The 22,313-nt window shown below is 50.5% G+C and carries 36 protein-coding genes; 32 read left to right on the top strand and 4 right to left on the bottom strand.

Going from position 1 to position 22,313, the window contains the following annotated elements; genetic code table 11:
* Positions 1 to 3: 3 nt before the first annotated feature.
* The 4 genes from gspF to gspC are packed head-to-tail and all read right to left on the bottom strand — an operon-like array spanning position 4 to position 5,473.
* The gene (gspF, locus tag L383_RS07455) at positions 4 to 1,203 is read right to left on the bottom strand and encodes a type II secretion system inner membrane protein GspF (protein ID WP_023331445.1); all 1,200 of its coding nucleotides are present in this window, start codon (positions 1,201 to 1,203) and stop codon (positions 4 to 6) included.
* Complete coding sequence (gspE, locus tag L383_RS07460) at positions 1,200 to 2,675, bottom strand: type II secretion system ATPase GspE (protein ID WP_023331444.1); 1,476 nt, start codon at positions 2,673 to 2,675, stop codon at positions 1,200 to 1,202. Before gspE ends, gspF begins: the two co-directional genes overlap by 4 nt.
* Positions 2,672 to 4,657: a type II secretion system secretin GspD gene (gene gspD, locus L383_RS07465; protein ID WP_023331443.1), complete on the bottom strand. Its 1,986-nt coding sequence runs from the start codon at positions 4,655 to 4,657 to the stop codon at positions 2,672 to 2,674. Before gspD ends, gspE begins: the two co-directional genes overlap by 4 nt.
* The gene (gspC, locus tag L383_RS07470) at positions 4,658 to 5,473 is read right to left on the bottom strand and encodes a type II secretion system protein GspC (protein WP_023331442.1); all 816 of its coding nucleotides are present in this window, start codon (positions 5,471 to 5,473) and stop codon (positions 4,658 to 4,660) included.
* Positions 5,474 to 5,674: 201 nt separating this feature from the next.
* On the opposite strand from gspC, the gene L383_RS24565 reads away from it, so the two are divergent.
* The 32 genes from L383_RS24565 to zntR all read left to right on the top strand — a co-directional run bounded on the left by L383_RS24565 (position 5,675) and on the right by zntR (position 22,262).
* Complete coding sequence (locus tag L383_RS24565) at positions 5,675 to 7,096, top strand: peptidoglycan-binding domain-containing protein (RefSeq protein WP_157860790.1); 1,422 nt, start codon at positions 5,675 to 5,677, stop codon at positions 7,094 to 7,096.
* Positions 7,093 to 7,458 (top strand): hypothetical protein, encoded by a 366-nt coding sequence (locus L383_RS07475; RefSeq protein ID WP_023331440.1) that lies wholly within the window; start codon positions 7,093 to 7,095, stop codon positions 7,456 to 7,458. Before L383_RS24565 ends, L383_RS07475 begins: the two co-directional genes overlap by 4 nt.
* A 247-nt stretch (positions 7,459 to 7,705) precedes the next feature.
* Positions 7,706 to 8,017 carry a 30S ribosomal protein S10 gene (gene rpsJ / locus L383_RS07480; protein ID WP_001181005.1) on the top strand — a complete coding sequence of 104 codons (312 nt, stop codon included), beginning with the start codon at positions 7,706 to 7,708 and terminating at the stop codon, positions 8,015 to 8,017.
* Positions 8,018 to 8,049: 32 nt separating this feature from the next.
* Positions 8,050 to 8,679 carry a 50S ribosomal protein L3 gene (gene rplC / locus L383_RS07485; protein ID WP_003863274.1) on the top strand — a complete coding sequence of 210 codons (630 nt, stop codon included), beginning with the start codon at positions 8,050 to 8,052 and terminating at the stop codon, positions 8,677 to 8,679.
* A 10-nt stretch (positions 8,680 to 8,689) separates the two neighbouring features.
* A complete protein-coding gene (gene rplD, locus L383_RS07490) occupies positions 8,690 to 9,295 on the top strand; it encodes a 50S ribosomal protein L4 (RefSeq protein WP_000424395.1) in 606 nt (201 codons plus the stop codon).
* Positions 9,292 to 9,594 carry a 50S ribosomal protein L23 gene (gene rplW, locus L383_RS07495; protein ID WP_000617546.1) on the top strand — a complete coding sequence of 101 codons (303 nt, stop codon included), beginning with the start codon at positions 9,292 to 9,294 and terminating at the stop codon, positions 9,592 to 9,594. Before rplD ends, rplW begins: the two co-directional genes overlap by 4 nt.
* Before the next feature lie 17 nt (positions 9,595 to 9,611).
* Positions 9,612 to 10,433 carry a 50S ribosomal protein L2 gene (gene rplB / locus L383_RS07500; protein WP_000301859.1) on the top strand — a complete coding sequence of 274 codons (822 nt, stop codon included), beginning with the start codon at positions 9,612 to 9,614 and terminating at the stop codon, positions 10,431 to 10,433.
* 16 nt (positions 10,434 to 10,449) lie between these two features.
* Positions 10,450 to 10,728, top strand: coding sequence for a 30S ribosomal protein S19 (gene rpsS / locus L383_RS07505; protein ID WP_001138117.1), 279 nt, complete (start codon positions 10,450 to 10,452; stop codon positions 10,726 to 10,728).
* Between the two features lie 14 nt (positions 10,729 to 10,742).
* Complete coding sequence (gene rplV / locus L383_RS07510; protein ID WP_002919773.1) at positions 10,743 to 11,075, top strand: 50S ribosomal protein L22; 333 nt, start codon at positions 10,743 to 10,745, stop codon at positions 11,073 to 11,075.
* Positions 11,076 to 11,092: 17 nt separating this feature from the next.
* Positions 11,093 to 11,794 (top strand): 30S ribosomal protein S3, encoded by a 702-nt coding sequence (gene rpsC / locus L383_RS07515; protein ID WP_000529945.1) that lies wholly within the window; start codon positions 11,093 to 11,095, stop codon positions 11,792 to 11,794.
* A gap of 12 nt (positions 11,795 to 11,806) precedes the next feature.
* Positions 11,807 to 12,217, top strand: a complete 411-nt coding sequence (gene rplP, locus L383_RS07520; RefSeq protein ID WP_002919759.1) for a 50S ribosomal protein L16 — start codon at positions 11,807 to 11,809, stop codon at positions 12,215 to 12,217.
* On the top strand, positions 12,217 to 12,408 hold the full coding sequence (rpmC, locus tag L383_RS07525; protein ID WP_003863282.1) for a 50S ribosomal protein L29: 192 nt from the start codon (positions 12,217 to 12,219) through the stop codon (positions 12,406 to 12,408). The genes rplP and rpmC overlap by 1 nt, the downstream gene beginning before the upstream one ends.
* Positions 12,408 to 12,662 (top strand): 30S ribosomal protein S17, encoded by a 255-nt coding sequence (gene rpsQ / locus L383_RS07530; RefSeq protein WP_008503489.1) that lies wholly within the window; start codon positions 12,408 to 12,410, stop codon positions 12,660 to 12,662. The genes rpmC and rpsQ overlap by 1 nt, the downstream gene beginning before the upstream one ends.
* Before the next feature lie 166 nt (positions 12,663 to 12,828).
* The gene (gene rplN, locus L383_RS07535) at positions 12,829 to 13,200 is read left to right on the top strand and encodes a 50S ribosomal protein L14 (RefSeq protein WP_002919748.1); all 372 of its coding nucleotides are present in this window, start codon (positions 12,829 to 12,831) and stop codon (positions 13,198 to 13,200) included.
* A gap of 10 nt (positions 13,201 to 13,210) precedes the next feature.
* Positions 13,211 to 13,525: a 50S ribosomal protein L24 gene (gene rplX, locus L383_RS07540; RefSeq protein ID WP_003863287.1), complete on the top strand. Its 315-nt coding sequence runs from the start codon at positions 13,211 to 13,213 to the stop codon at positions 13,523 to 13,525.
* Between the two features lie 14 nt (positions 13,526 to 13,539).
* A complete protein-coding gene (rplE, locus tag L383_RS07545) occupies positions 13,540 to 14,079 on the top strand; it encodes a 50S ribosomal protein L5 (RefSeq protein ID WP_001096206.1) in 540 nt (179 codons plus the stop codon).
* Between the two features lie 14 nt (positions 14,080 to 14,093).
* The gene (gene rpsN / locus L383_RS07550; protein ID WP_003863291.1) at positions 14,094 to 14,399 is read left to right on the top strand and encodes a 30S ribosomal protein S14; all 306 of its coding nucleotides are present in this window, start codon (positions 14,094 to 14,096) and stop codon (positions 14,397 to 14,399) included.
* A gap of 30 nt (positions 14,400 to 14,429) precedes the next feature.
* Positions 14,430 to 14,822 (top strand): 30S ribosomal protein S8, encoded by a 393-nt coding sequence (gene rpsH / locus L383_RS07555; protein WP_006178918.1) that lies wholly within the window; start codon positions 14,430 to 14,432, stop codon positions 14,820 to 14,822.
* 12 nt (positions 14,823 to 14,834) lie between these two features.
* Positions 14,835 to 15,368 carry a 50S ribosomal protein L6 gene (gene rplF, locus L383_RS07560; RefSeq protein WP_003863296.1) on the top strand — a complete coding sequence of 178 codons (534 nt, stop codon included), beginning with the start codon at positions 14,835 to 14,837 and terminating at the stop codon, positions 15,366 to 15,368.
* A 9-nt stretch (positions 15,369 to 15,377) separates the two neighbouring features.
* Positions 15,378 to 15,731, top strand: coding sequence for a 50S ribosomal protein L18 (gene rplR / locus L383_RS07565; RefSeq protein WP_003863297.1), 354 nt, complete (start codon positions 15,378 to 15,380; stop codon positions 15,729 to 15,731).
* A gap of 14 nt (positions 15,732 to 15,745) precedes the next feature.
* Positions 15,746 to 16,246, top strand: a complete 501-nt coding sequence (gene rpsE, locus L383_RS07570; protein WP_003863299.1) for a 30S ribosomal protein S5 — start codon at positions 15,746 to 15,748, stop codon at positions 16,244 to 16,246.
* Positions 16,247 to 16,252: 6 nt separating this feature from the next.
* Positions 16,253 to 16,432 (top strand): 50S ribosomal protein L30, encoded by a 180-nt coding sequence (rpmD, locus tag L383_RS07575; protein ID WP_003863301.1) that lies wholly within the window; start codon positions 16,253 to 16,255, stop codon positions 16,430 to 16,432.
* 3 nt (positions 16,433 to 16,435) lie between these two features.
* Positions 16,436 to 16,870 (top strand): 50S ribosomal protein L15, encoded by a 435-nt coding sequence (gene rplO / locus L383_RS07580; RefSeq protein WP_014885468.1) that lies wholly within the window; start codon positions 16,436 to 16,438, stop codon positions 16,868 to 16,870.
* A 7-nt stretch (positions 16,871 to 16,877) separates the two neighbouring features.
* On the top strand, positions 16,878 to 18,209 hold the full coding sequence (secY, locus tag L383_RS07585; RefSeq protein ID WP_003863305.1) for a preprotein translocase subunit SecY: 1,332 nt from the start codon (positions 16,878 to 16,880) through the stop codon (positions 18,207 to 18,209).
* Positions 18,210 to 18,240: 31 nt separating this feature from the next.
* Positions 18,241 to 18,357, top strand: coding sequence for a 50S ribosomal protein L36 (gene rpmJ / locus L383_RS0124180; RefSeq protein WP_000868187.1), 117 nt, complete (start codon positions 18,241 to 18,243; stop codon positions 18,355 to 18,357).
* Positions 18,358 to 18,503: 146 nt separating this feature from the next.
* Positions 18,504 to 18,860, top strand: a complete 357-nt coding sequence (rpsM, locus tag L383_RS07590; protein ID WP_003863308.1) for a 30S ribosomal protein S13 — start codon at positions 18,504 to 18,506, stop codon at positions 18,858 to 18,860.
* Positions 18,861 to 18,876: 16 nt separating this feature from the next.
* Positions 18,877 to 19,266, top strand: a complete 390-nt coding sequence (gene rpsK, locus L383_RS0124175) for a 30S ribosomal protein S11 (RefSeq protein ID WP_003863312.1) — start codon at positions 18,877 to 18,879, stop codon at positions 19,264 to 19,266.
* 32 nt (positions 19,267 to 19,298) lie between these two features.
* Positions 19,299 to 19,919, top strand: coding sequence for a 30S ribosomal protein S4 (gene rpsD / locus L383_RS07595; protein WP_003863314.1), 621 nt, complete (start codon positions 19,299 to 19,301; stop codon positions 19,917 to 19,919).
* A gap of 25 nt (positions 19,920 to 19,944) precedes the next feature.
* Positions 19,945 to 20,934, top strand: coding sequence for a DNA-directed RNA polymerase subunit alpha (gene rpoA, locus L383_RS07600; protein ID WP_002919219.1), 990 nt, complete (start codon positions 19,945 to 19,947; stop codon positions 20,932 to 20,934).
* A gap of 40 nt (positions 20,935 to 20,974) precedes the next feature.
* Positions 20,975 to 21,358: a 50S ribosomal protein L17 gene (gene rplQ / locus L383_RS07605; protein WP_001216368.1), complete on the top strand. Its 384-nt coding sequence runs from the start codon at positions 20,975 to 20,977 to the stop codon at positions 21,356 to 21,358.
* Positions 21,359 to 21,465: 107 nt separating this feature from the next.
* The gene (locus tag L383_RS07610; protein WP_014885466.1) at positions 21,466 to 21,834 is read left to right on the top strand and encodes a DnaJ family domain-containing protein; all 369 of its coding nucleotides are present in this window, start codon (positions 21,466 to 21,468) and stop codon (positions 21,832 to 21,834) included.
* A gap of 2 nt (positions 21,835 to 21,836) precedes the next feature.
* Positions 21,837 to 22,262 (top strand): Zn(2+)-responsive transcriptional regulator, encoded by a 426-nt coding sequence (zntR, locus tag L383_RS07615; protein ID WP_014885465.1) that lies wholly within the window; start codon positions 21,837 to 21,839, stop codon positions 22,260 to 22,262.
* Positions 22,263 to 22,313 lie beyond the last annotated feature (51 nt).

The following is a 22,313-nucleotide window of genomic DNA, read 5'->3' as shown; positions in this document are numbered from 1 at the left end:
TCCTTAATTCATCAATGAGTTGAGTTGTAATATGGGCTGCATGATCGAGACAACGATAAACAAAACGATCGCTGCCATGACAACAATCAGCGCCGGTTCAAAAATCGCCAGGGTCAGCGAAATGCGATTTTGCAGCTGCACCTCCTGGTTATTTGTTGCACGCTGCATGAGTTCCCCGAGCTGGCCGCTTTTTTCCCCGGAAGCAATCATGTAAATCATCATGGGGGGAAATATTTGCGTCTGCTTCAGGGACTGGCTGATGCTATTTCCCTGGCGCACACTTTCTGCTGCGTCGCTGAGCCGCTGTCCAATTTCACGGTTGCCCACACCTTCTGCTGAGAGCGACATCCCTTCCAGGAGTGGAATACCGCTGCGATTGAGAATACTCAGGGCGCGCAGATAACGGGCGCTATTGATCGCGCAGACCAGCGGGGAGGTAATGCGAAACGCGATGAGCCAGCGATGAAAATGATCCCGGTTTTTCCCGCGCTTCAGCCAGAAAGAGAATAGCGTTCCACCACAGATCAGCGTCAGTGCGATCCAGGGACCGTATGTCGACAGAAAGTGACTAATAGCCAGTAACGTTCGGGTGGAAAGCGGTAGCTCATGCTTAAGATGAGTGAACTGCGCGGCGACCTTCGGTACCACCGTGGTAAGCAAAATGATAACGACCAGAATGGCGACCGTGGTGAGCAGGGCAGGGTAAATCAACGCCTGTGTGAGTTTGCTGCGCATTTGCTGACGTGCTTCATTATATTCGGCCAGCCTTTCAAGAACGGCGCCCAGCTGGCCGACCGTCTCTCCCGCTTTTACCAGGGTGCAAAAGACCGTATCAAACAGACGAGGGTGGGCTTGCATGGCCACAGAGAGGGGCTGTCCCTCCAGAACGGCGAGATGCAGAGAAGTGATGACGTCGGCCAGTTTTTTATTTTCTTTTTGCTGCTGAACAACGGCGAGCGCTTCATCCAGCGGCAACGCCGCGGCGATCAGCGTCGCCAGCTGACGCGTAAAAAGCGTTAATTCGCTGTGGCTGATTCGTGTCGAAAAAGCCCTGAGGGTGACCCTGGGCCGCTGCCGTTTTAGCGTTTGCGGTAATAACCCCTGGCTACGCAACTGCGCGACCATATCTCTTTCACTCGCGGCCTCACTCAGCCCCGTATGGCGGTTTCCCCGCGCGTCCGTCGCCGTCCAGTGAAATTTCATTGGCGCCCATCCGCTGGAGTCTGACCTTCAGAGGTCACCCGCAGAATTTCTTCAAGTGAGGTCATCCCTTCTGCCGCTACGCGAAGACCGTTTGCCAGCAGGCTGAGGTGATGACGACGCTGGATCTCTTCCAACTGCCTTTCATGGCGCTCATTGTGAATAGCGTCACGCAGTTCTGGTGTGGCGAGCAGCAGTTCATGGATAGCCATGCGCCCCTGATAGCCGCTTTGTCTGCAAGCGGTGCAACCCTTTGCTTGCCAGAGATGAGATGCATTAATCCCATGGGCTTGCAGGAGCTGTTGCTCCTGAGGCCGCACGGCGTGAGCCGTTTTACAGTGAGGGCATAGCCGTCTGACCAGACGTTGGGCAATCACCCCAACGAGCGAGGAAGAGAGAAGGAACGGCTCAACGCCCATATCCCGTAATCGCGTTACGGCACCGCACGCGCTATTGGTGTGGAGAGTGGAAAGCACCAGATGCCCGGTCAAAGAAGCCTGAACCGCAATTTGAGCGGTTTCGTTATCGCGAATTTCTCCTACCATGACGACATCAGGATCCTGACGTAAAATAGCGCGTAGTCCGCGGGAAAATGACATATCTACGCGGCTATTAACCTGGGTTTGTCCGATACCTTCCAGTTCGTATTCAATTGGGTCCTCTACCGTAAGCACATTGCGTTCTGGGCTATTTAGCGCGGAGAGAATGGCGTAGAGCGTGGTGCTTTTCCCGGAGCCCGTTGGCCCCGTGACCAGAATAATACCGTGGGGAAGGGCAAGCAGATTCTTCAGACTGTGTGTGTCTGCCGCTGACATATCCAGTTTATCGATGGATAAGCGCAGACTACTTTTATCCAACAGACGCAGAACAACACGTTCGCCATGCTGCGACGGGAGCGTCGACACACGGACATCCACATTTCGCTGACCAATTTTTAAGGTAATGCGTCCATCCTGCGGCAGCCTTTTTTCGGCAATATCCAGTTTGGCCATGATTTTGATACGTGAGATGAGTAAGGCCGCCAGTTTTTTATTCGGCTGAACCACCGGGCGCAAGATGCCATCAACCCGGAAGCGGATACTCATCGCTTTTTCAAACACTTCAATATGAATATCTGAGGCGTGTTCTTTAATTGCTTCGCTGAGCACGGCATTAATAAGCCTGATAACCGGCGCGTCCGACTGCTCGTTCAGCAGATCTTCATTCGTTGGGATCTCTTCAGAGAGAGTATTGAGATCGTCGGAATTATTAATATCTTCGGCAATTAACTGGGCTGACCCGCTGTTCTGTTGGTAAATAAGTTCCAGCTTTTCGGCAAACTGCTGCGGGGGGAGCCGGGTAAAACAGGTGCACTCTGGCGCAACGGATGCGAACTCGAGCAGATGCTCAAGTGTGGCATCTGTCGAGTAGAAGAGAGTCTCTCCTTGTAAGGCAATGCCATAGCGCTGCGCTTTTTTCCATGCGTGCTGACTCATTCCGTTCGACCTTCCCTGAACGGATTTTTGGCGTCCGGTGTTGCCGGTGCATTATTAAAAGCCCGATCTTCAAGCTCTTTGATGTTGTCGACGTTAATCAGTGTTTCACTTTGCTTTTCTCGTCTCTCTTTTTGCAGATCTTTGAAATTGGTGTATTTCTCACGTGAGAGTGAACGATAGACCTCATCGTCTCTGATAATGGTCGGGCGGATAAAGACCATCAGGTTACGTTTGCTTTTCTCATTGGATGTGTAGCGGAAAAGCTGTCCCACCAAAGGGATATCGCCCAGTAGGGGAACTTTTGAAACTTCTTGCTTACTGGCGTCATCCATCAAACCGCCAAGCACAACGGTTTCGCCACTTTTCACCAGGACGGCATTCTGTATTGTTCGGGTGTTGAAGGTTGGGCCGAGCGAGGAAGAGCTTGTCGATGTGTCGACGCTGGAAACCTCTTGCTCGATCTCCATCAGAACAGAATCACCCTCGTTAATCTGCGGGGTGACTTTTAACTTGGTCCCCACCGTCTTACGCTCGACGGTATTGTAAATATTATCGCCGGAGGTCGTCTGGGAACCGGAAAGTACGGGCACATCCTGCCCGACGTTGAAGGCTGCTTCTTTATTATCAAGCGTAACGATGCTGGGCGTAGACAGGATGTCGTTTTTGTTGTCGGTATTGAGTGCTGTGAGGAGCACCCCCCAGTCGCCGTTGAAAAAACCTGCCGCAAGGCCGTTATAATTACTGAAGAGGTTGTAAGCTGGGTTATCGCTGGTGATCCCTCCGTTTGCTTTGAATTCACCCACGCCCTGTGCCGCGTTAAAGATTGGCAGGCCAGTTTTTGTAAGCTGTTGTCCACCAACGTTTTTCTCAGCCCACTGCACACCCAGGTTCAGACCTTTACCGTCCTGAACTTCAACGATAATCGCTTCCACCAGAACCTGTGCACGACGAATATCCAGCTTAGCGATAACCTCATCGAGTTGCTGGAGAATACCCTGATCGGCGGTCACAACCAGTGAGTTGGTTTGTTCATCTGCAGTAATAGAGATATCGCGGCTGCTGCTGGTTGCCGTATTGGTTGTGCCACTTTTGCCCTCTTTCAGTTTTTGTGTGACACCGGTTAAAACGTCAACAAGCTTATCCGCTTTGGCATATTTCAGGTACCATACCCGCGTGTTTCCTTGCCCTTGCTCCTGGGTATCAAGACGTTTTATCAACTCAGTAATTCTTGCGCGGGCGCGTTCTGAGCCTCTGATAATCAGCGTATTGCTTCTTTTATCGGCAACGATGTGCGTCTGGAGTGTCGCAGGTTGTGCCTCTTTTGCGTTCTCACGCGACAGCGTGTTAAGGACATCGGCAAGATCGACTGCGGAAGCATATTTCAGCGGGATAATTTGCTCTTGCTCGTCACCCATGACATCGACACGTTTAATGACTTCCAGCATGCGATTGACGGTTGATGCTTTGCCGGTAATGACCAGCGCATTAGAGGGCTCATAATGCGAGACGTTACCGACATTACCGCCATCGAGCATTTGACGAAGCAGAGGAGACAGCGATCGCGCTGGAACATTTTCCAGAGAAACAATACGTGTCACCAGTTCATCACCCTTGCCGGGTTGCGTATTACTGGTAAGCTTTCCTGGAAGATTTTTCACGGTTTCTGAACGCACGACTTTCAGCAGGCCATTATCAAGAGTGATAAGTGAAAAGCCATAAAGGTCGAGTACGCTCAGGAAAAATTGATAGTATTCCTCTTTATTAAAGGTATCTACGCTTCTGACGGAAATGGATGCTTTAACATCGGGATCAATCAGAATCGTTTTCCCCATGTTTTGTCCCACGATGTTGACAAACGTTTGAATGTCCGCACCGTTAAAATTCGCCGTGTAATCAGCTGAATATCCGGGCTTAGCGGTGGCGATGAGCAAAAAAAACAGCGAAAGCGCTTTCAGTCGCTGGCTTGCGGAGGTTCCATCCATTTATTTATCCTGACCGTCCTGGAATTGTTGAACGGCAACATTAATTAGTTTTGGTGATGCATTTCGCAAGAGGGTAATCTGCGCCGTCTGCAGATGTCTAAGTGCCTCCTGCGCATGGGTTATATTCGCCTGTTGCGTTAAAGACATATTGTTAAGCTGAATAGCAATGTCACCAGGTGCAATGGCTGTCCGTGAAAATAATTCTGTATTACCGCGAGGTAAAAGGCGCAATCCACGCAAGACATTTTTATCAACGACAGGAATCGCTTCAATAAAATCTGACAATGTGACATCTGTTGGTGCCGGCTGCTCGTTCACTTTTTCTGGCGTTGCGGCAGGTGGCGTCAGTTCGGTAAGCAGCGTAAGCTGCGCGGTGTTTCCGCCTGAGGAGAAAAACACCTGGTTCTTAGTGATATCAATGATGCGCGTGCTGTTGGATGATTTAAGCACATCATCAATAGAATAGACATTCTGTTCCCCCCCTTCCTGCAGAATGGCCCGGGACGATAATTTATCCGAACTATGAATAATACCGCTTAAATGGATATGGGACAGAGTATCTACGTTGCCACTCACTAATGGGGGCGCGTCAATGCGATTATTGACTGACGATGATAAATTCCATTTATATTTTTCATTAAAATTATTCAATGGCGTGATGATATCCTCATTAATCAGCGACGCTTTGTTATTACCCCACTGTATATATGCTGAGTAAATGAAGATAAAGATACCCATAGCGCTAGTCAATATAATCATAAGGCTCAGGGTGCGATACGATAACGCATTTTTCACTAAGGGAGAGATGGTTGCCATGAAATCACTTTTAAGAATGACTAAGAGTGAACGTGTTTCTTGTTTAAGTCCGTCATAATATAATCAGTTGTTGGCACGCAGCAAGTCATATGCAATATATATCCCTGTTTTAGGAATAGAATAATTTTCGAGGTAATGCGGCTATTCATGGATGAGCTAAATACTTTTTATACTACGCGGCATTGTCTGATTCGGGACAGCATGTTTTCCACGTTAATTCAGGAACAATGGCTAATATTGCAGGGCGGTAAAGGGTCAGGAAAAAGTGTGCTTGCGCAAGGGGTGATTAGCGCGTGGCCTTATCGCGCGCTCACCATCAGCCCTTTGAACCGAAAAGGTTACCTGTGGGAGTGGGTGATTATTGCGGATTCGCAGACGGATAACAGTCTGGCGGGAAAAATATTCCCTGTTGAGAAGCTCTGGGAGGAGCTGTACAGCGCGGGGACCGTGACACACGGCAGTATGCCGCTGTTTGTCCTGGAAGATGGACACCGAATCTCCAGGGGGCTTGTTTCAACGATTCTGGCGTTTATGACCATGATGCCGCAAGCCCGATTGCTACTTACAGGGATATTCAACCGTCGTCAGCAGCGCGAGTTACGGGTATTACAGTCGGTATGGTTTGAGATACCCGCGCCGGACAGTAAAGATTACCGCAAGGTGATCTCCTCTCATGCAGGCATTGGCCCTGAGACAACCAACACTCTTCCGGAACAATTTATCAGACGATGCATGAGACGTTGCGATGGCAATCTTCATCTTGCCGCGCGACTGGGAGGGGTTATTCGTCGTAATAAGATGGAGGGGGAGGAACACGCCGCCTCCATTATTGACGCTTCACTTCAGCGTGAGGCGCTGCGTTACCTGCCCGCACCGGGCCGTCAGGGCGTAACCTGGTTGCTGCTGTTGGTGTTAACGGTGCTATGTGGTGGTGGAGGCGCATACTTCGCCAGGCCTCTTTCCCAGTGGCTGCCACCGCTCACAACGTTGCTTCCTGTAGAATTCTCAAGACCTGTCTCAACTCATGCGCGACTGATGGCAGAGACGATGTCTACCAATGAATCGCTCAGTTTACTGTTTAGCGTCTGGGGGTATGAGGTCGACAAAGGGGAAGCCTGGTGCGATCAGGCATACCGGGGCGGGATGGCCTGCCTTTCCGGCACCGAAACGCTTGAAACACTGTTGTCTGACGGACTTCCCTGGGTCGCCACCCTGAAAGCAGGTAGCGCCAGTTTCCCTGTCGTCGTGATCGGGGGAGGAGAGAACACGCTTACCGTGCTGTCAGGAAATCAAACATGGATCCTTGATAAGGCATGGTTCAGCCATGTCTGGACAGGGAATGTGACGCGAATGTGGAAGCCATCGCCCGACGGCAACGCAAGCATAACAAAGAAGAGTAGCACCGATGACATTGTCTGGCTTGATACGATGCTGAGCCGCGTGCTGAATGTCGAGGCGGAAGGGACGGGAGAATGGAGTTCGCTGCTAACTGAGAAGGTCCGCCAGTTTCAGGCGCAAAATAAGATTAAAGTCGATGGTGTGATGGGACAGTTGTCACTTATCAGGCTATGGCAAGCCCTGGGTGAAAGTCCAACGTTGATTCAGGAAAGAGGGGCGATATGAGCGAGCAAACGGTAACCTCTTTGCAGCCCAAAGTACGCTTTGTCCGGCCAGATATGCCGCGCCCGCTATGGGCGGGGATATGCATCGCATTGTCCTGGCTTTTATATAGTGTGGGTTGCGCGATCGTAGGGTATTACCTGTACCGCGGGATTGCTCTGCACGCGTCTTCATCACCAGAGCCTCAGCATTATCGGCTTTCTGAGGAGCACTATATCTATAAGAAGCGTCCCTTGCCGGTGCCGGTGGAAGAGACGGATGTTAGTGTGTCGGAGGAAAGCGACGCTGAGCATCCGGTTGCTGCCGGAGGAAAGGGCGATCTTGAAGCGCGTGTTAAGCAGGCGATAGCAGATATTGACCAGTAGTGTACGTGTCTTGCAAAAGGTTGGTTATTATCGACACAGTCGACTTGCATTAAGCCTGTAAATACGTATAATGCGCGGGCTTGTCGTAATTGACGGCTGGTTCGATATGAACCTGGGTAGCGCATTTTGTTACTCAACAATGCTCCCAATTGGGGAGCTACGTAAGAACGGTTACACTCTCCCATCAATCGTAATGGGTTTGAGGAGTAATCATTTTCGTTTATAAAATAATTGGAGCTCTGGTCTCATGCAGAACCAAAGAATCCGTATCCGCCTTAAAGCGTTTGATCATCGTCTGATCGATCAATCAACCGCGGAAATCGTCGAGACTGCTAAGCGCACTGGTGCGCAAGTCCGTGGTCCGATCCCGCTGCCGACCCGCAAAGAGCGCTTTACCGTTCTGATCTCTCCGCACGTTAACAAAGACGCGCGTGATCAGTACGAAATCCGCACTCACAAGCGTCTGGTTGACATCGTTGAGCCAACTGAGAAAACCGTTGATGCTCTGATGCGTCTGGATCTGGCTGCCGGTGTAGACGTGCAGATCAGCCTGGGTTAATCAGGTCATCGAGCGATTGAGAGGTTGAAACAATGATTGGTTTAGTCGGTAAAAAAGTGGGTATGACCCGCATCTTCACTGAAGATGGCGTTTCTATCCCAGTAACCGTAATCGAAGTTGAAGCAAACCGCGTTACTCAGGTTAAAGATCTGGCTAACGATGGCTACCGCGCTATTCAGGTTACCACTGGTGCTAAAAAAGCTAACCGTGTAACCAAACCAGAAGCGGGTCACTTCGCTAAAGCTGGCGTAGAAGCTGGCCGTGGTCTGTGGGAATTCCGTCTTGCTGAAGGCGAAGAGTTCACCGTAGGTCAGGACATTAGCGTTGAGCTGTTTGCTGACGTTAAAAAAGTTGACGTAACCGGTACCTCTAAAGGTAAAGGTTTTGCTGGTACCGTTAAGCGCTGGAACTTCCGTACCCAGGACGCTACCCACGGTAACTCTTTGTCTCACCGCGTTCCGGGTTCTATCGGTCAGAACCAGACTCCGGGCAAAGTGTTCAAAGGCAAGAAAATGGCAGGTCAGCTGGGTAACGAACGTGTAACCGTTCAGAGCCTGGACGTAGTACGTGTTGACGCTGAGCGCAACCTGCTGCTGGTTAAAGGTGCGGTCCCGGGTGCAACCGGTAGCGACCTGATCGTTAAACCAGCTGTGAAGGCGTAAGGGGATAGCAATGGAATTAGTATTGAAAGACGCGCAGAGCGCGCTGACTGTTTCCGAAACTACCTTCGGTCGTGATTTCAACGAAGCGCTGGTTCACCAGGTTGTTGTTGCTTATGCAGCTGGTGCTCGTCAGGGTACTCGTGCTCAGAAGACTCGTGCTGAAGTAACTGGTTCTGGCAAAAAGCCATGGCGCCAGAAAGGTACCGGCCGTGCGCGTTCAGGTTCTATCAAGAGCCCGATCTGGCGTTCAGGTGGCGTGACCTTCGCTGCGCGTCCACAGGACCACAGTCAAAAAGTTAACAAAAAGATGTACCGCGGCGCGCTGAAAAGCATCCTGTCCGAACTGGTACGTCAGGATCGTCTGATCGTTGTCGAGAAGTTCTCTGTAGAAGCGCCTAAAACTAAGCTGCTGGCTCAGAAACTGAAAGACATGGCTCTGGAAGATGTGCTGATCATCACCGGTGAGCTGGACGAGAACCTGTTCCTGGCCGCACGTAACCTGCACAAGGTTGACGTACGCGATGCGACTGGTATCGACCCGGTTAGCCTGATCGCCTTCGACAAAGTCGTAATGACTGCTGATGCTGTTAAGCAAGTTGAGGAGATGCTGGCATGATTCGTGAAGAACGTCTGCTGAAGGTGCTTCGCGCACCGCACGTTTCTGAAAAAGCGTCTACTGCGATGGAAAAAACAAACACCATCGTTCTCAAAGTTGCTAAAGACGCGACCAAAGCAGAGATCAAAGCTGCTGTGCAGAAACTGTTTGAAGTCGAAGTCGAAGTCGTTAACACCCTGGTTGTTAAAGGGAAAGTTAAACGTCACGGACAGCGTATCGGTCGTCGTAGCGACTGGAAAAAAGCTTACGTCACCCTGAAAGAAGGCCAGAACCTGGACTTCGTTGGCGGCGCTGAGTAAGTCGGAGGAGTAATACAATGGCAGTTGTTAAATGTAAACCGACATCTCCGGGTCGTCGCCACGTAGTTAAAGTGGTTAACCCTGAGCTGCACAAGGGCAAACCTTTTGCTCCGTTGCTGGAAAAAAACAGCAAATCCGGTGGTCGTAACAACAATGGCCGTATCACCACTCGTCACATCGGTGGTGGCCACAAGCAGGCTTATCGTATTGTTGACTTCAAACGCAACAAAGACGGTATCCCAGCAGTTGTTGAACGTCTTGAGTACGATCCGAACCGTTCCGCGAACATCGCGCTGGTTCTGTACAAAGATGGCGAACGCCGTTACATCCTGGCCCCTAAAGGCCTGAAAGCTGGCGACCAGATTCAGTCTGGCGTTGATGCTGCAATCAAAGCAGGTAACACCCTGCCGATGCGCAATATCCCGGTTGGTTCTACCGTTCATAACGTAGAAATGAAACCAGGTAAAGGCGGTCAGCTGGCGCGTTCCGCGGGTACTTACGTTCAGATCGTTGCGCGCGACGGTGCTTATGTCACCCTGCGTCTGCGTTCTGGTGAAATGCGTAAAGTCGAAGCAGACTGCCGCGCTACTCTGGGCGAAGTTGGCAATGCTGAGCATATGCTGCGCGTTCTGGGTAAAGCAGGTGCTGCACGCTGGCGTGGTGTTCGTCCTACCGTTCGCGGTACTGCGATGAACCCAGTCGACCACCCACATGGTGGTGGTGAAGGTCGTAACTTTGGTAAGCACCCGGTAACTCCGTGGGGCGTTCAGACCAAAGGTAAGAAGACCCGCAGCAACAAGCGTACTGATAAATTTATCGTACGTCGCCGTAGCAAATAATTTTAGAGGATAAGCCATGCCACGTTCTCTCAAGAAAGGTCCTTTTATTGACCTGCACTTGCTGAAGAAGGTAGAGAAAGCGGTGGAAAGCGGAGACAAGAAGCCCCTGCGCACTTGGTCCCGTCGTTCAACGATCTTTCCTAACATGATCGGTTTGACCATCGCTGTCCATAATGGTCGTCAGCACGTTCCAGTCTTTGTTACCGACGAAATGGTTGGTCACAAACTGGGTGAATTCGCACCGACTCGTACTTATCGCGGCCACGCTGCTGATAAAAAAGCGAAGAAGAAATAAGGTAGGAGGAAGAGATGGAAACTTTAGCTCAACATCGCCATGCTCGTTCTTCTGCACAGAAGGTTCGCCTTGTTGCTGACCTGATTCGCGGTAAGAAAGTGTCGCAGGCCCTGGACATCCTGACCTATACCAACAAGAAAGCTGCGGTATTGGTCAAGAAAGTACTGGAATCTGCCATTGCTAACGCTGAACACAACGATGGCGCTGACATCGACGATCTGAAAGTCGCGAAAATTTTCGTAGATGAAGGCCCAAGCATGAAGCGCATTATGCCGCGTGCGAAAGGTCGTGCAGATCGCATCCTGAAGCGCACCAGCCACATTACTGTGGTTGTGTCCGATCGCTGAGACTCTGGAGACTAGCAATGGGTCAGAAAGTACATCCTAATGGTATTCGCCTGGGTATTGTAAAACCATGGAACTCTACCTGGTTTGCGAACACCAAAGAATTCGCTGACAACCTGGACAGCGATTTTAAAGTACGTCAGTACCTGACTAAGGAACTGGCTAAAGCGTCTGTATCTCGTATCGTTATCGAGCGTCCAGCTAAGAGCATCCGTGTGACTATTCACACTGCTCGTCCTGGCATCGTTATCGGTAAGAAAGGCGAAGACGTAGAAAAACTGCGCAAGGTCGTAGCGGATATCGCTGGCGTTCCTGCACAGATCAATATCGCTGAAGTTCGTAAGCCTGAACTGGACGCTAAATTGGTTGCTGACAGCATCACTTCTCAGCTGGAACGTCGTGTTATGTTCCGTCGTGCTATGAAGCGTGCTGTACAGAACGCAATGCGTCTGGGCGCTAAGGGTATCAAAGTTGAAGTTAGCGGCCGTCTGGGCGGCGCGGAAATCGCACGTACCGAATGGTACCGTGAAGGTCGCGTACCGCTGCACACTCTGCGTGCTGACATCGACTACAACACCTCTGAAGCGCACACCACTTACGGTGTAATCGGCGTTAAGGTATGGATCTTCAAAGGTGAGATCCTGGGTGGTATGGCTGCTGTTGAACAACCGGAAAAACCGGCTGCTCAACCTAAAAAGCAGCAGCGTAAAGGCCGTAAATAAGGAGCGTCGCTGATGTTACAACCAAAGCGTACAAAATTCCGTAAAGTGCACAAAGGCCGCAACCGTGGTCTGGCGCAGGGTACGGATGTTAGCTTCGGCACTTTCGGTCTGAAAGCTGTTGGCCGTGGTCGTCTGACTGCACGTCAGATCGAAGCAGCACGTCGTGCAATGACCCGTGCAGTTAAGCGTCAAGGTAAGATCTGGATCCGTGTATTCCCGGACAAACCGATCACCGAGAAGCCGCTGGAAGTTCGTATGGGTAAAGGTAAAGGTAACGTGGAGTACTGGGTTGCCTTGATCCAACCGGGCAAAGTCCTTTATGAAATGGACGGTGTTCCGGAAGAGCTGGCCCGTGAAGCCTTCGGCCTGGCAGCAGCGAAACTGCCTATCAAAACCACCTTTGTAACTAAGACGGTGATGTAATGAAAGCAAAAGAGCTGCGTGAAAAAAGCGTTGAAGAGCTGAACGCTGAGCTGCTGAACCTGCTGCGTGAGCAGTTCAACCTGCGTATGCAGGCTGCAAGTGGCCAGCTGCAACAGACTCACCTGCTGAAGCAAGTGCGTCGCAATGTTGCACGCGTTAAGACTTTACTGACTCAGAAGGCGGGTGCGTAATGACCGATAAAATCCGTACTCTGCAAGGTCGTGTTGTTAGCGACAAAATGGAGAAATCCATTGTTGTAGCTATCGAACGTATTGTGAAACACCCGATCTACGGTAAATTCATCAAGCGTACGACCAAACTGCACGTACATGACGAGAACAACGAATGTGGTATCGGCGACAAGGTTGAAATCCGTGAATGCCGTCCACTGTCCAAGACTAAGTCCTGGACGCTGGTTCGCGTTGTAGAGAAAGCGGTTCTGTAATACAGTACGCATTCTCAATACGAATAAACGGCTCAGCGATGAGCCGTTTATTTTTTCTACCCATATTGCAGAAGCGGTGTTATAATGCCGCGCCCTCGATATGGGGCTTTTTAACGGCTCTGATTTTAGAGTCTCAGGTAGTAGTTGACATTAGCGGAGCACTAAAATGATCCAAGAACAGACTATGCTGAACGTCGCCGACAACTCCGGTGCACGTCGCGTAATGTGTATCAAGGTTCTGGGTGGCTCGCACCGTCGCTACGCAGGCGTAGGCGACATCATCAAGATCACCATCAAAGAAGCAATTCCACGTGGTAAGGTCAAAAAAGGTGATGTGCTGAAAGCGGTAGTGGTGCGCACCAAGAAGGGTGTTCGTCGCCCTGACGGTTCTGTCATTCGCTTCGATGGTAATGCATGCGTTATTTTGAACAATAACAGCGAGCAGCCTATCGGCACGCGTATCTTTGGGCCGGTAACTCGTGAACTTCGTACTGAGAAGTTCATGAAAATTATCTCTCTGGCACCAGAAGTACTCTAAGGAGCGAATCATGGCAGCGAAAATCCGTCGTGATGACGAAGTTATCGTGTTAACCGGTAAAGATAAAGGTAAACGCGGTAAAGTAAAAAATGTTCTGTCTTCCGGCAAACTCGTCGTTGAAGGTATCAACCTGGTTAAGAAACATCAGAAGCCGGTTCCGGCCCTGAACCAACCAGGTGGCATCGTTGAAAAAGAAGCTGCTATTCAGGTTTCTAACGTTGCAATCTTCAATGCGGCTACCGGCAAGGCTGACCGTGTAGGCTTTAGATTCGAAGACGGCAAAAAAGTCCGTTTCTTCAAGTCTAACAGCGAAACTATCAAGTAATTTGGAGTAGTACGATGGCGAAACTGCATGATTACTACAAAGACGAAGTAGTTAACAAACTCATGACTGAGTTTAACTACAATTCTGTCATGCAAGTCCCTCGGGTCGAGAAGATCACCCTGAACATGGGTGTTGGTGAAGCGATCGCTGACAAGAAACTGCTGGATAACGCAGCAGCTGACCTGACAGCAATCTCCGGTCAAAAACCGCTGATCACCAAAGCACGCAAATCTGTTGCAGGCTTCAAAATCCGTCAGGGCTATCCGATCGGCTGTAAAGTAACTCTGCGTGGCGAACGCATGTGGGAGTTCTTTGAGCGCCTGATCACTATTGCTGTTCCACGTATCCGTGACTTCCGTGGCTTGTCCGCTAAGTCTTTCGACGGTCGTGGTAACTACAGCATGGGTGTCCGTGAGCAGATCATCTTCCCAGAAATCGACTACGATAAAGTCGACCGCGTGCGTGGTTTGGATATTACCATTACCACTACTGCGAAATCTGACGAAGAAGGCCGTGCTCTGCTGGCTGCCTTTGACTTCCCGTTCCGCAAGTAAGGTAGGGTTACTGAATGGCTAAGCAATCAATGAAAGCACGCGAAGTAAAGCGCGTAGCTTTAGCTGATAAATTCTTCGCTAAACGCGCTGAACTGAAAGCGATCATTTCTGATGTGAACGCTTCCGACGAAGATCGTTGGAATGCGGTTCTCAAGCTGCAGTCTCTGCCGCGTGATTCCAGCCCGTCTCGTCAGCGTAACCGCTGTCGTCAAACAGGTCGTCCACATGGTTATGTGGGCAAGTTTGGGTTGAGCCGTATCAAACTGCGTGAAGCCGCCATGCGCGGTGAAGTGCCAGGCTTGAAAAAGGCTAGCTGGTAATTACCAATTGAATCACGGGAGTAAAGACAGATGAGCATGCAAGATCCGATCGCGGATATGCTGACCCGTATCCGTAACGGTCAGGCCGCGAACAAAGTTGCGGTCACCATGCCTTCCGCCAAGCTGAAAGTGGCAATTGCCAACGTGCTGAAGGAAGAAGGTTTTATCGAAGATTTTAAAGTTGAAGGCGACACCAAGCCGGAACTGGAACTTACTCTCAAGTATTTCCAGGGTAAAGCTGTTGTAGAAAGCATTCAGCGTGTCAGCCGCCCAGGCCTGCGCATCTATAAGAAAAAAGATGAGCTGCCAAAAGTTATGGCTGGTCTTGGTATCGCAGTTGTTTCTACCTCTAAAGGTGTTATGACTGATCGTGCAGCGCGCCAGGCTGGTCTTGGTGGCGAAATTATCTGCTACGTAGCCTAATCGGAGGAAAGAATGTCTCGTGTTGCTAAAGCACCGGTCGTCATTCCTGCCGGCGTTGATGTTAAAATCGACGGTCAGGTTATTACGATCAAAGGTAAAAACGGCGAGCTGACTCGTACCCTCAACAAAGCTGTTGAAGTTAAACATGCAGATAACGCTCTGACCTTCGGTCCACGTGATGGTTTCGTGGATGGATGGGCTCAGGCTGGTACCGCGCGTGCCCTGCTGAACTCAATGGTTGTTGGTGTTACCGAAGGCTTCACTAAAAAGCTTCAGCTGGTTGGTGTAGGTTATCGTGCAGCGATCAAAGGGAATGCAGTAGGCCTGTCTCTGGGCTTCTCACACCCTGTTGAGCATCCGCTGCCGGCCGGTATCACTGCAGAATGCCCGACTCAAACTGAAATCGTGCTGAAAGGCGCTGATAAACAGCTGATCGGTCAGGTTGCAGCAGATCTGCGCGCCTACCGTCGTCCTGAGCCTTACAAAGGCAAGGGTGTTCGTTACGCCGACGAAGTCGTGCGTACCAAAGAGGCTAAGAAGAAGTAAGGTAACACTATGGATAAGAAATCTGCTCGTATCCGTCGTGCGACCCGCGCACGCCGCAAGCTCAAAGAGCTGGGTGCAACTCGCCTGGTGGTACATCGTACCCCGCGTCATATTTACGCACAGGTAATTGCACCGAACGGTTCTGAAGTTCTGGTAGCTGCTTCTACTGTAGAAAAAGCTATCTCAGAACAATTGAAGTACACCGGTAACAAAGACGCCGCTGCAGCTGTAGGTAAAGCTGTTGCTGAACGCGCTCTGGAAAAAGGCATCAGCAATGTTTCCTTTGACCGTTCCGGGTTCCAATATCATGGTCGTGTCCAGGCACTGGCAGATGCTGCCCGTGAAGCTGGCCTTCAGTTCTAAGGTAGAGGTGTAAGATGGCTCACATCGAAAAACAGGCTGGCGAACTGCAGGAAAAGCTGATCGCGGTAAACCGCGTATCTAAAACCGTTAAAGGTGGTCGTATTTTCTCCTTCACAGCTCTGACTGTAGTAGGCGATGGTAACGGTCGCGTTGGTTTTGGTTACGGTAAAGCGCGTGAAGTTCCAGCAGCGATCCAGAAAGCGATGGAAAAAGCCCGTCGCAATATGATTAACGTCGCGCTGAACAACGGCACCCTGCAACACCCTGTTAAAGGTGTTCACACGGGTTCTCGTGTATTCATGCAGCCAGCTTCAGAAGGTACCGGTATCATCGCCGGTGGTGCAATGCGCGCCGTTCTGGAAGTTGCTGGGGTTCATAACGTTCTGGCCAAAGCATATGGTTCCACCAACCCGATTAACGTGGTTCGTGCAACTATTGATGGCCTGGAAAATATGAATTCTCCAGAAATGGTCGCTGCCAAGCGTGGTAAATCCGTTGAAGAAATTCTGGGGTAATTGACCATGGCAAAGACTATTAAAATCACTCAAACCCGCAGTGCAATCGGTCGTCTGCCGAAACACAAGGCAACGCTGCTTGGCCTGGGTCTGCGTCGTATTGGTCATACCGTTGAGCGCGAGGATACTCCTGCTGTTCGTGGTATGGTCAACGCGGTTTACTTCATGGTTAAAGTTGAGGAGTAAGAGATGCGTTTAAATACTCTGTCTCCGGCCGAAGGCTCTAAAAAGGCGGGTAAACGCCTGGGTCGTGGTATCGGTTCTGGCCTCGGCAAAACCGGTGGTCGTGGTCACAAAGGTCAGAACTCTCGTTCTGGCGGTGGCGTACGTCGCGGTTTCGAGGGTGGCCAGATGCCACTGTACCGTCGTCTGCCGAAGTTCGGCTTCACCTCTCGCAAAGCAGCGATCACAGCGGAAATCCGTCTGTCTGACCTGGCGAAAGTTGAAGGCGGCGTTGTAGACCTGAACACGCTGAAAGCAGCAAACATTATCGGTATTCAGATCGAGTTCGCGAAAGTGATCCTGTCTGGTGAAGTTTCTACTCCGGTAACTGTTCGTGGCCTGCGTGTTACTAAAGGTGCTCGTGCTGCTATCGAAGCTGCTGGCGGTAAAATTGAGGAATAAGTAGCAGATGGCTAAGCAACCGGGATTAGATTTTCAAAGTGCCAAAGGTGGATTTGGCGAGCTGAAACGCAGACTGCTGTTTGTTATCGGCGCGCTGATTGTGTTCCGTATTGGCTCTTTTATTCCGATCCCTGGTATCGATGCCGCTGTACTTGCCAAACTGCTTGAGCAACAGCGAGGCACCATCATTGAAATGTTCAACATGTTCTCTGGTGGTGCTCTCAGCCGTGCTTCTATCTTCGCTCTGGGTATCATGCCGTATATTTCGGCATCGATTATTATCCAGCTGCTGACGGTCGTTCATCCGGCCCTGGCAGAATTGAAGAAAGAAGGGGAGTCTGGACGTCGTAAGATTAGTCAGTACACCCGTTACGGTACTCTGGTGCTGGCAATATTCCAGTCGATCGGTATTGCTACCGGTCTGCCGAATATGCCTGGTATGCAGGGCCTGGTATTAAACCCAGGCTTTGCATTCTATTTCACCGCTGTTGTTAGTCTGGTCACAGGGACGATGTTCCTGATGTGGCTCGGCGAACAGATTACTGAGCGTGGTATCGGTAACGGTATCTCAATCATTATCTTCGCCGGTATTGTTGCGGGTCTTCCGCCAGCCATCGCCCACACTATCGAGCAAGCGCGTCAAGGCGACCTGCACTTCCTCCTGTTGCTGTTGGTTGCAGTATTAGTATTTGCAGTGACGTTCTTTGTTGTCTTCGTTGAACGTGGTCAACGCCGCATTGTGGTGAACTACGCGAAACGTCAGCAAGGTCGTCGTGTCTATGCTGCACAGAGCACACATTTACCGCTGAAAGTGAATATGGCGGGGGTAATCCCGGCAATCTTCGCTTCCAGTATTATTCTGTTCCCGGCAACCATCGCGTCATGGTTCGGGGGCGGTACTGGTTGGAACTGGCTGACAACAATTTCGCTGTATTTGCAGCCTGGGCAACCACTTTATGTGTTACTCTATGCGTCTGCGATCATCTTCTTCTGTTTCTTCTACACGGCGTTGGTCTTCAACCCGCGTGAAACAGCAGATAACCTGAAGAAGTCCGGTGCATTTGTACCAGGAATTCGTCCGGGAGAGCAAACGGCGAAGTATATCGATAAAGTAATGACCCGCCTGACTTTGGTTGGTGCGCTTTATATTACTTTTATCTGCCTGATCCCGGAGTTCATGCGTGATGCAATGAAAGTACCGTTCTACTTCGGTGGGACCTCACTGCTTATCGTTGTTGTCGTGATTATGGACTTTATGGCTCAAGTGCAAACTCTGATGATGTCCAGTCAGTATGAGTCTGCATTGAAGAAGGCGAACCTGAAAGGCTACGGCCGCTAATTGGTCGCCTGAGAAGTTACGGAGAGTAAAAATGAAAGTTCGTGCTTCCGTCAAGAAATTATGCCGTAACTGCAAAATCGTTAAGCGTGATGGTGTCATCCGTGTGATTTGCAGTGCCGAGCCGAAGCATAAACAGCGCCAAGGCTGATTATTTCGCATATTTTTCTTGCAAAGTTGGGTTGAGCTGGCTAGATTAGCCAGCCAATCTTTTGTATGTCTGTACGTTTCCATTTGAGTATCCTGAAAACGGGCTTTTCAGCATGGTGCGTACATATTAAATAGTAGGAGTGCATAGTGGCCCGTATAGCAGGCATTAACATTCCTGATCAGAAACATGCTGTGATCGCATTAACTTCGATCTACGGCGTCGGCAAGACCCGTTCTAAAGCCATTCTGGCTGCAGCGGGTATCGCTGAAGATGTTAAGATCAGTGAGCTGTCTGAAGAACAAATCGACACGCTGCGTGACGAAGTTGCCAAATTTGTCGTTGAAGGTGATCTGCGCCGTGAAATCAGCATGAGCATCAAGCGCCTGATGGATCTTGGTTGCTATCGCGGTTTGCGTCATCGTCGTGGTCTGCCAGTGCGCGGTCAGCGTACTAAGACCAACGCACGTACCCGTAAGGGTCCGCGCAAACCGATCAAGAAATAATCGGGGTGATTGAATAATGGCAAAGGCACCAGTTCGTGCACGTAAACGTGTAAGAAAACAAGTCTCTGACGGCGTGGCTCATATCCATGCTTCTTTCAACAACACCATCGTTACTATTACTGATCGTCAGGGTAACGCTTTGGGTTGGGCAACAGCCGGTGGTTCCGGTTTCCGTGGTTCTCGCAAATCCACTCCGTTCGCAGCTCAGGTTGCAGCAGAGCGTTGCGCTGAAGCCGTAAAAGAATACGGCATCAAGAATCTGGAAGTTATGGTTAAAGGTCCGGGTCCGGGTCGTGAATCTACTGTTCGCGCTCTGAACGCCGCTGGTTTCCGCATCACGAATATTACTGATGTGACTCCGATCCCTCATAACGGTTGTCGTCCGCCGAAAAAACGTCGCGTATAACGCTCGTTTTTTAGGTTAGTTGGAGATAGAAAATGGCAAGATATTTGGGTCCTAAGCTCAAGCTGAGCCGTCGTGAGGGCACCGACTTATTCCTTAAGTCTGGCGTTCGCGCGATCGATACCAAGTGTAAAATTGAACAAGCTCCTGGCCAGCACGGTGCGCGTAAACCGCGTCTGTCTGACTATGGTGTGCAGTTGCGTGAAAAGCAAAAAGTTCGCCGTATCTACGGTGTGCTGGAGCGTCAGTTCCGTAACTACTATAAAGAAGCAGCACGTCTGAAAGGCAACACAGGTGAAAACCTGCTGGCTCTGCTGGAAGGTCGTCTGGACAACGTTGTTTACCGTATGGGCTTCGGCGCGACTCGTGCTGAATCACGCCAGTTGGTTAGCCACAAAGCAATCATGGTAAACGGTCGTGTTGTTAACATCGCTTCTTATCAGGTTAAAGCGAATGACGTTGTTAGCATTCGTGAGAAAGCGAAAAAGCAATCTCGCGTGAAGGCCGCTCTGGAGCTGGCTGAGCAGCGTGAAAAGCCAACCTGGCTGGAAGTTGATGCTGGCAAGATGGAAGGTACGTTCAAGCGTCAGCCGGAACGTTCTGATCTGTCTGCGGACATTAACGAACACCTGATCGTCGAGCTTTACTCCAAGTAAAGCTTAGTACCAAAGAGAGGACACAATGCAGGGTTCTGTGACAGAGTTTCTAAAACCGCGCCTGGTAGATATCGAGCAAGTGAGTTCGACGCACGCCAAGGTGACCCTTGAGCCTTTAGAGCGTGGCTTTGGCCATACTCTGGGTAACGCACTGCGCCGTATTCTGCTCTCATCGATGCCGGGTTGCGCGGTGACCGAGGTTGAGATTGATGGTGTACTTCATGAGTACAGCACCAAAGAAGGCGTTCAGGAAGATATCCTTGAAATCCTGCTCAACCTGAAAGGGCTGGCGGTGAGAGTTCAGGGTAAAGATGAAGTTATTCTTACTCTGAATAAATCTGGCATTGGCCCTGTGACTGCAGCCGACATCACCCACGACGGTGATGTTGAAATCGTCAAGCCGCAGCACGTGATCTGCCACCTGACCGATGAGAACGCAGCTATTAGCATGCGTATCAAAGTTCAGCGCGGTCGTGGTTATGTGCCGGCTTCTGCCCGAATTCATTCGGAAGAAGATGAGCGCCCAATCGGCCGTCTGCTGGTCGACGCATGCTACAGCCCTGTAGAGCGTATTGCCTACAATGTTGAAGCAGCGCGTGTAGAACAGCGTACCGACCTGGACAAGCTGGTCATCGAAATGGAAACCAACGGCACAATCGATCCTGAAGAGGCGATTCGTCGTGCGGCAACCATCCTGGCAGAACAACTGGAAGCTTTCGTTGACTTACGTGATGTTCGTCAGCCGGAAGTGAAAGAAGAGAAACCAGAATTCGATCCGATCCTGCTGCGCCCTGTTGACGATCTCGAATTGACTGTCCGCTCTGCTAACTGCCTCAAGGCAGAAGCTATCCACTATATCGGTGATCTGGTACAGCGTACCGAGGTTGAGTTGCTGAAAACGCCGAACCTGGGTAAAAAATCTCTTACCGAGATTAAAGACGTGCTGGCTTCACGTGGTTTGTCTCTGGGCATGCGCCTGGAAAACTGGCCACCAGCAAGCATTGCTGACGAGTAACCGGATCACAGGTTAAGGTTTTACTGAGAAGGATAAGGTCATGCGCCATCGTAAGAGTGGTCGTCAACTGAACCGCAACAGCAGCCATCGCCAGGCTATGTTCCGCAACATGGCAGGTTCACTGGTTCGTCATGAAATCATCAAGACGACCCTGCCTAAAGCGAAAGAGCTGCGTCGCGTAGTTGAGCCGCTGATTACTCTTGCCAAGACTGACAGCGTTGCTAATCGTCGTCTGGCATTCGCCCGTACTCGTGATAACGAGATCGTGGCAAAACTGTTTAACGAACTGGGCCCGCGTTTCGCGAGCCGTGCCGGTGGTTACACTCGCATTCTGAAGTGTGGTTTCCGTGCAGGCGACAACGCGCCGATGGCTTACATCGAGCTGGTTGATCGTTCAGAGAAAGCAGAAGCTGCTGCAGAGTAATCTGCAGTAACGTAAAAAAACCCGCCTCGGCGGGTTTTTTTATATCCGCAGTATCCCCACTTCTCTACAATGTCTGTATTAATTCTGTTCATCCCCTGGAGCTGACGATGTGGTTGCTTGACCAGTGGGCAGAACGCCATATTCGCGATGCCCAAAATAAAGGTGATTTCGACGATCTCCCAGGAAGCGGCGAACCTCTTGTGCTGGAAGATGATTCGCACATTGCGCCTGAACTGCGGGCCGGATACCGTTTACTAAAAAACGCCGGCTGTCTTCCTCCTGAGCTTGAGCAGCGCAGAGAGGCCGTTGAACTTATCGATTTGCTAAAAGGTATTCGCCGGGACGATCCACGACATACTGAACTTAGCCGCAGGCTTGCCCTTGTCGAGCTCAAGTTACGTCAGGCCGGGTTGAGTACTGAATTTCTGCATGGCGAATACAGTGAAAGATTGATGCAGAAAATAAACGAGGAGTAGCGATGTACCGTATCGGTGAACTTGCAAAGCTCGCGAACGTAACGCCGGATACTATCCGATATTACGAAAAGCAGCAGATGATCGATCATGAAGTACGCACAGAAGGCGGGTTTCGGCTTTATACCGATAACGATCTACAGCGTTTAAGATTTATACGCTATGCGCGACAGCTTGGATTCACGCTGGACTCGATCCGCGAGTTATTATCGATCCGCATCGATCCTGAACATCATACCTGCCAGGAATCAAAAAGCATCGTGCAGGCCCGGCTTGATGAAGTTGAAGCCCGTATTCAGGAGCTGCAAACCATGCAACGTTCTCTGCAAAGGCTGAATGATGCCTGCTGTGGAACGGCCCATAGCAGTATTTATTGTTCAATTCTTGAAGCCCTTGAACAGGGGGCCAGTGGAGAAACGCGGGGATGTTGATTTTTAATCCACCCGAGTCTAGACTTCCGTCGTCATAAACCATGCGCAGGA

It is taken from the genome of Enterobacter sp. MGH 37 (assembly GCF_000534515.1).
In the GTDB taxonomy this organism is placed as follows: domain Bacteria; phylum Pseudomonadota; class Gammaproteobacteria; order Enterobacterales; family Enterobacteriaceae; genus Enterobacter; species Enterobacter kobei.
This window is presented reverse-complemented; position numbering and strand designations above follow the sequence as displayed.